The sequence below is a fragment of the Lutispora sp. genome (genome assembly GCF_041687175.1).
In the GTDB taxonomy this organism is placed as follows: Bacteria; Bacillota; Clostridia; order Lutisporales; family Lutisporaceae; genus Lutispora.
Genome location: NZ_JAWLCK010000099.1, coordinates 2,749 through 9,850 on the forward strand (window position 1 = coordinate 2,749; position 7,102 = coordinate 9,850).

The following is a 7,102-nucleotide window of genomic DNA, read 5'->3' on the forward strand; positions in this document are numbered from 1 at the left end:
TAGAGATTGATTAGCGGTTCGGATGCCTCATCCCCGTTTCTTGAATAAGCCTTGGACACTGCAACACCTGCATAGTCCAATTCAAAGGATGTATTGGTCATGCCCAGGGGTTTAAATATGTTAGCATCAGCATACAGATAGAAATCCTGTCCTGTTATGCACTCTATCACATAGGCAGCGAGGGCTATACCGTAGTTGCTGTATGAAATTACTTCCCCCGGTTCAAATACCTGAGCAGGCATGTATTTCCTGATGCTCAATGCCAGAGGCTCTGCTTTATCCATATCATAAATCGCGATGCCGGTAAGCATATCCTCAAAACCTGCTGTATGAGTCAGCAAGTTCTTCATGGTGATATCATAGGTGAGCTTTGGAAAATCATCTTCAAGATATTCCAAAACAGAAGCATTCATATCCAGCTTCCCTTCCTGGACCAGCTGCTGTGCTGCAATGGCTACAAAGGTTTTTGAAATGGATCCTATTCTAAAGGCCGTACTGTCTTCACTGGCTGCAACTTTGTTTTCTTCATCTGCAAACCCATACCCTTTACAAAAATCAACTACTCCATCGCTTACAACAGATACAACTGCTCCTTTAAACTGTTTTTGATCTACCATCTCAGTCAATGTTCTATCAATGTATTTTGAAACATTGGTTTCTTCTACAGCAGCAACTGCTGAAAACGGTGATGCCACAAGCAAAATTAATGCTACAACTAAACTAATCAATTTTCCCATTTACAATCTCCCCTTTTACTTTTTTCCACATTCCTCTTTGTTGTTTCATTCTATCAATACCTCCAATGCTTTTATACAAAATAAGAAAGGCTTTCTTTGAAAGCATGTTATAACAATCAAGGAAGCCTTTCTTGAAATGCTTTTAACGGAAAGTATATGTTAAGGAAATTTATACTTTCCTAAGCATTATAAAAAAGGTTGCTTCGCAACTTTTTTTCGCTAGGGAACCCTATGGTTCCCTTCGACGGATGCTGTGCATCCTGAGCACCCTCCTTTGCCGGCAGGGGGAGTTCCCCCTTGCATCCCCCACTGTTAAGGAAAGTATACTTTCCTTAACAGAAATAAAACAGCCTTATTTAAGCATACCTTGTCATTAATATAACAAGGTATGCTTAAATAAGGCTGTTTCTAATCTTAAATCTATCTTAAATTTTTGGCAGGCTTATAATGAACTCGCATCCATGTCCTGTATCTGTTTTTAGACTTATATTTCCACCATGTGCTGCGATAATTTTCTCAACAATTGCCAAGCCCAATCCTGTTCCCCCTGTTTGTGAATTCCTTGCCCTATCTTCTCTTACAAAAGGTTGGAATATATTATTTGCAATTTCTGATGGTATACCAATACCATCATCCTTAAATGTAATATGAACCTTACCATCTTTTTCAGACAAACTGATTATTACCTTTGTCCCTCTTGGGTTGTATTGCACGGTGTTTACTACAAGATTTTGCAGCACTCTATCCATCAGTTTTATGTCAATATCAACATATATCTCTTTTTCCGGTATGTAAAAATCATATGCAAAACCAGAACTATCAAATATTGATATGAATGATCCAATTGCCTCTCTCATATATTCAGCGATATCCACTCTGGTTTTTTCAAGCTTATATCCCGGACTATCCATTTTAGACAGTTCGAACAAATCAGTGATCATACTGTTTACCCTCTGGCTGTTTTCATATATCACTCTTGTATACATCAGCAGTTCTTCTTTTGTCAAATCACTTTTGTTATGACAGAGTTCTGCGTAACCCATAATACTCGCCAGGGGATTTTTCAAATCATGAGATATATCCAGTATAAGCCTTTTGCGGTTTTCTTCCGATTGTCGCCTTCGTGATATCTCCTGTTCGATCTGTTGTGCCATTTCATTAAATATTTGTTCCAATTCTCCGAACTCATTCTTCAAGTTTAGATTAACCCGTGAAGAATAGTCCCCTTCCTTTAAGCGCCGTGCACTACTGCAAAGCTTCTTAAGGGGGTTTACTATGCTTATGGATGTTATCTTTGAGTATATTACAGTGCTTATTGCAAGCAACATCAAGTAAGAAAGAGCAACAGCAGCAATAAAACTCACTACCTTCTGGGTATCAACTGATGGGTAATCTTTATTATGTACTACTTTAAAATCAATTCTAATAGAAGTAGGAAATGTCACTATCAGCCAAAACTGCTTCATTGGATTGTATTCAATACTATAACTGTAAGGAATTCCCACACTCTTAGTCAATGTTAGAAATTCTGTAAACTCCGCAGCAGAAAGCTTATCCTTTTTTATTGTATCAAGCCCTTCTGATAATACAACTTCATAATCACGATTGATTACCTGAACACCGCCGCCATTATCAATGACTGATTTTGTGTCAATGCTTTCATAGTCATCCTTCATAAGGCTTTGGGCTGTGTAATTGTTTTTCACCAAGGTTTTGGACAAAACATCATTGGCAACTCCTAGCAGCATATATGCAATTACAGCTATAATAGTGGAGATGATAAACATGAGAACATAGTTTACTAACAATCTATTCTCTATCTTTCGATTCATAATCTGACCTCATCCTGCTTATGGAATTTATATCCTATACCCCTGATGGTTTTGATATATTCCGGGTTCTTGGGATCATTTTCTATCTTGTTTCTGATATGGCTTATATGAACCATTATGGTATTGTCATCATAATAAATATCCTCATCCCATACAGCTTTGTAGAGCTGCTTCTTAGTAAAAACCCTTTCAGGATTCTCCATCAGATGCTTCAACAGCAGGTATTCTTTAGCATTGAGTTCTACATGCTTATTATCCTTATATACACAACAGGCATCAATATCCAGACACAAGCTTCCATAAACTATTTTTGAAGAAGTTTGCTTTTTTTCACAAGAATACTCAAGGCTTCTTCTGAGCTGAGCTCCCACCCTTGCAACCAGTTCTGCTATACTGAAAGGCTTTACCAAATAGTCATCTGCGCCGATACCAAGCCCAAGAATTTTATCCATATCGTCACCTCGAGCGGTAAGAAATATGACAGGAATCCTGCTTGTCTCACGTATCTTCCGCAGCAGATTGAAGCCGTCCAGTCGCGGCATCATAACATCGAGAATAGCAAGAGCAATGTTGTTTTTTTGCATCATTTCTAAGGCTTCTATACCATCCTTTGCGGCAAATACAGTATACCCCTCCTGCTCCAGCTGGAGCTTTAACAGGTTTCTTATGTCCTTTTCATCCTCTGCAACTAAAATATTTATTCTACTCATACGTCACCCCCATATTTACACTATTAATGATTTGTTAAAAAACAACGTCTTTATAAGCAGGGTCTTCAATACCTATCCTCAATCTGCTTATAATAGTTCCTCCAAATAACTGAACATAGCCATTCCCTTTAGTGAAAAAGCTGCCATGACCTCCCATACCAGGCACAAACTCTCCCTTTACGCCTAAAGCAATGAATAGCTCTTCCTCCGTCATCATGAGCTTGACACCTGATACATTTATATATCTATTTCATATTCGATCATTCAACCTGATGCTTTGATATTTTTCATCCACTATTCAATTGCTTATACAGGCTTTAGCCCATTTGTTGCATATTATTGTTATATTAAATATGTTCTACCGGATGTCGCAAAACTGTCTTTAATTTTTCTGGTGCTGTTTTTCGCGGATCAGATAAGTATATTTCATGATGTTTTCGCTCTAATCCGGTAACGTCTCTTAAGTTGTTCTCTTCCATATACTGCTGCATTATTTTAACAGAATCAGGCTCATCAGCATAGGGACCTATATGCATCATCTGAACGCACAAACCTTCTGTAAAGGATTCAAATCTTACACGGCTTAAATCCAAATCAGGCTTCTTTCTCCTGCATTCATCCACTGCCCAATTAAATACTTCCTGTGTAACAAACTCTGGTTGCCTTATCATTGAAGTCCAGAGCCAAGATTCACGCTTATCAATATAAAACCTATCCCCCTCACACCACCAAAGCCCTTCTAATGGGGGAACCACATATTCAAAATAACCTTCAAGCTGCTTCCCAGCCTTTTTGCTCATTTTTATGGTGTATGCCAGGGCATATAATGTTGATACAGCATTTTCATACTCTTCGCCATTTGGGTCACCTTTACCGTCAAGCATAATAAAATTCATCGTGGGCACATCAATCAAAACAGGCTTTCTCTTAGGCATGTATAAATCCTTGAACTCTTTCTTATAATCAAATTTGTTGGACATATTTATCAACTCCTATTCATTTGCTTATTGCATATCTTACCAAAAGTAACATGACATCTTTATGTCATGTTACTTTTGAGGCTTATGTGCAACAATAATGAATCTATGCTCTGTGCTTTCAACAAATCCTTGATTCTCAACTATTGATTGCAATTGGCACAACTTTTCATAACATCTTTCTACAGAAAAGTTGGGAAACTCCCATTCAATTATTTTTGCAAGGTAAACCAAAGCACCGATATCATAAAACCTTAGATATGGAAAATATTCTTCTGATTTTAATACAGTAAAGCCCACATTTTTAATCAGTCTTAAATTATTTTTTAAATCATAATTGCTATTTGTTATTTCTTCAAAATCTTCTATCAAAAACCTTGAAAGTTCCTTGTTGTTTTGGCCGCCTACCTGCTGAGTTATGAATAATCCGTTAGGCTTAAGCACTCTATATACTTCATTGACATCAAAAGATTCATGCCTGTTTATTATCATATCAAACATGCTATCATCAAAAGGCAGATGCGCATCGTCGAATACCTGTCTCACTTCAATGCCAAGAGGCTTAAGTTTTTTCATGCATAGTTCAACATTTGGAGGATAAGCTTCCGTTACATATGTATTTTTACAAGGATGACCTAAAGACAGAATATATTCCCCGCCGCCAGTGCCCATATCCAGCAGAATATGCTCTGGTTTTAAATATTGTCGTACAATCCTATCATAATCCCAGGGCAAAGGTTCCTCTGCCGTTCTATCATTTATGTAGGAAAAATCCCATCCTTGAAAGTTTTTCTTTTCTTCTGACAACCAAAATTCTTTTAACCCCATATTGTAACTCCCCTATATTTTAGTTTTCTTGAGCTTTCGAAATTGCTAAATGCATACTATCATAGATTCATTTTCACATACTCCACAATTTCTTTTATATTCTTTTTATCTGTCCAATCACAACTTTGTCCAACGGCTTGCATTAGTGCAGCTTCCCATGGTTCATAGGTGTCTGGATCTTTTTTAGCAACAGCCTTTTTTAATAAATTGCAAAGGGTTTTATCTTTCCATGACATAATTTCTTCATTCCATGCTCCTCTGCAATAAAAAAGGGGGATACCTGAAAGCTCCATCTTAAGATTATGCTCTCTCAATGCCCTTATTGCTTTTTCATCATAGGGAGATGCTCCTACTGCAAACACTATAACCTTCTTGTTTTTTAGTTTTTCATAATGCTTCTTAAGGAAAGAAATACCTGCGATACCTGTAGCATATATGCCACCACCTAAAATAATAACATCATATTTTTTAATCTGTTCAATTGAAGCTTTTTTTGTTTCAATTAAATCAGAGGATAACTCTTCTGCTAACCATTGGGCATATTTTTTAGTGGATCCGTATTTAGACTGATAAATCACAACTGTGTTTCTCATATAATCACAGCACCCTTTCAAAATTATTTCCCATTCTTGTATATCTCTTAATAGACATCATATAGAGTCTATTACATTGCTTCCTCTTCCACCTTGTAATGGGAGGTATCCCCCATCAGTGTAAACTTTCTGCTATCCTTATTTATTTCTAATATATTCAGGCATGTAGGATACATAAAAGCTCCGCCCCAAAAATCTTTTAAATCTTTCTTTTCAATATAGGAAATAATCCCCTTTAAAGCAACTGCATGGGTTACAATAAGTACATTTTTATCTTTATACTGAGTTATAATTCTTTCAATTTCATGACCTACCCTGGCTATAACCTGAGAGAATGTTTCGCCTCCGATGGGTTTATATAGATGGGGAAAATTCCAGAAGTTCTTATGCTCTTCTGGCCATTGCTTTTCAACCTCTGTATGTAACATGCCTTCCCATTGTCCGAGATATATTTCCCTTAAGTTATCATTTGGTATTATTTTAATTTCTCTTTTCCCTCTGATATTTTCAGCTGTGGCTATAGTTCTACCACTTGAACTGGAGATAATCAAATCTATTCTTTCATCCTTCAACTTCTCCCCAAGCCATTGAGCCTGACTTTCTCCTAATGAAGTAAGCTTGGAATCCATTCTCCCCTGAAGCCTACCCTCTAAATTCCATTCTGTTTGCCCATGCCTTGTTATATATAACCTTGTCATGATATCCTCCTTAAAATATAAAAATATTGAATATTCCTTACCTATAAATACTGAAATAACCTGTGAAATCTTTCAGGCTTGTCCTTAATATTAATACAATTATACCAAATAACGTTATGCATAACCTCATGTTTGTATATATTTACCTCTTATGCAAGATAGGTATAAGATTGGCAAGCTTATAAAGCGCTATAGCCGCTATTATTATTGCAGCTATCCATATGAGTATGGTAGGCCAATATTTATTCCAATGCTCTTTGATAAAAAGAATCCTGTTATTGTGCTCGACAAATTCGTGGAGCCATTTTCTTTTCCACCATGCTATAGCAAGCAATATTAGGAGCATTGCAACTGAAACTATAACAGGGTTCAGGTTTTCATATGTTAAGCCATTTCCAGTAAAGGTTAGTATGGCATAACCCGGCAGTCGTCCCAGCACTGAAATAATTACCAGAGAACGAATTGGGATGGTTGTAAGCCCAGCAATAAAAGATATTAAATCATCAGGGAAAACAGGCAGCAGAAAAATCAGGAAAAATACTAATTTCCCTTTACCTTCAATAAGATGATCAAATTTATCCATAGTTCTTTTATCAACAAAATATTCAACAAAAGGTCGTCCATACCTGCGTGTCAGTATGAATATCAGGGTAAATCCTATGGTAGCCCCAATCATTGTATATATCAATCCCCACAGAGGACCGAATAAATAACCTCCAACCAACCC

The 7,102-nt window shown here is 36.8% G+C and carries 9 protein-coding genes; all 9 read right to left on the reverse strand.

Annotated elements, in window-relative coordinates; translation table 11 throughout:
• Positions 1-737, reverse strand: a 737-nt coding sequence (locus tag ACESM9_RS12145; RefSeq protein WP_372998933.1) for a serine hydrolase domain-containing protein, incomplete at its 3' end; no start/stop codon positions are given.
• A 425-nt stretch (positions 738-1,162) separates the two neighbouring features.
• The gene (locus ACESM9_RS12150; RefSeq protein WP_372998936.1) at positions 1,163-2,569 is read right to left on the reverse strand and encodes an ATP-binding protein; all 1,407 of its coding nucleotides are present in this window, start codon (positions 2,567-2,569) and stop codon (positions 1,163-1,165) included.
• Positions 2,566-3,270: a response regulator transcription factor gene (locus ACESM9_RS12155; RefSeq protein ID WP_372998956.1), complete on the reverse strand. Its 705-nt coding sequence runs from the start codon at positions 3,268-3,270 to the stop codon at positions 2,566-2,568. The genes ACESM9_RS12150 and ACESM9_RS12155 overlap by 4 nt, the downstream gene beginning before the upstream one ends.
• Positions 3,271-3,313: 43 nt before the next feature.
• Positions 3,314-3,496: a hypothetical protein gene (locus ACESM9_RS12160; RefSeq protein ID WP_372998939.1), complete on the reverse strand. Its 183-nt coding sequence runs from the start codon at positions 3,494-3,496 to the stop codon at positions 3,314-3,316.
• 130 nt (positions 3,497-3,626) lie between these two features.
• Positions 3,627-4,259 (reverse strand): GyrI-like domain-containing protein, encoded by a 633-nt coding sequence (locus tag ACESM9_RS12165; RefSeq protein WP_372998941.1) that lies wholly within the window; start codon positions 4,257-4,259, stop codon positions 3,627-3,629.
• Between the two features lie 69 nt (positions 4,260-4,328).
• Positions 4,329-5,084, reverse strand: coding sequence for a class I SAM-dependent methyltransferase (locus ACESM9_RS12170; RefSeq protein ID WP_372998944.1), 756 nt, complete (start codon positions 5,082-5,084; stop codon positions 4,329-4,331).
• A 59-nt stretch (positions 5,085-5,143) separates the two neighbouring features.
• On the reverse strand, positions 5,144-5,677 hold the full coding sequence (locus ACESM9_RS12175) for a flavodoxin domain-containing protein (protein WP_372998947.1): 534 nt from the start codon (positions 5,675-5,677) through the stop codon (positions 5,144-5,146).
• A 71-nt stretch (positions 5,678-5,748) separates the two neighbouring features.
• Positions 5,749-6,375: a histidine phosphatase family protein gene (locus tag ACESM9_RS12180; protein ID WP_372998950.1), complete on the reverse strand. Its 627-nt coding sequence runs from the start codon at positions 6,373-6,375 to the stop codon at positions 5,749-5,751.
• Between the two features lie 142 nt (positions 6,376-6,517).
• On the reverse strand, positions 6,518-7,102 hold a 585-nt coding region (locus ACESM9_RS12185; protein WP_372998953.1), incomplete at its 5' end, for a TVP38/TMEM64 family protein.

What these genes read in the sequence shown, in the direction of transcription:
- ACESM9_RS12150 (WP_372998936.1), bottom strand. Translation starts at nt 2,569, where the DNA reads ATGAATCGAAAGATAGAGAATAGATTGTTAGTAAACTATGTTCTCATG.
- ACESM9_RS12160 (WP_372998939.1), bottom strand. Translation starts at nt 3,496, where the DNA reads ATGATGACGGAGGAAGAGCTATTCATTGCTTTAGGCGTAAAGGGAGAG.
- ACESM9_RS12165 (WP_372998941.1), bottom strand. Translation starts at nt 4,259, where the DNA reads ATGTCCAACAAATTTGATTATAAGAAAGAGTTCAAGGATTTATACATG.
- ACESM9_RS12170 (WP_372998944.1), bottom strand. Translation starts at nt 5,084, where the DNA reads ATGGGGTTAAAAGAATTTTGGTTGTCAGAAGAAAAGAAAAACTTTCAA.
- ACESM9_RS12175 (WP_372998947.1), bottom strand. Translation starts at nt 5,677, where the DNA reads ATGAGAAACACAGTTGTGATTTATCAGTCTAAATACGGATCCACTAAA.
- ACESM9_RS12180 (WP_372998950.1), bottom strand. Translation starts at nt 6,375, where the DNA reads ATGACAAGGTTATATATAACAAGGCATGGGCAAACAGAATGGAATTTA.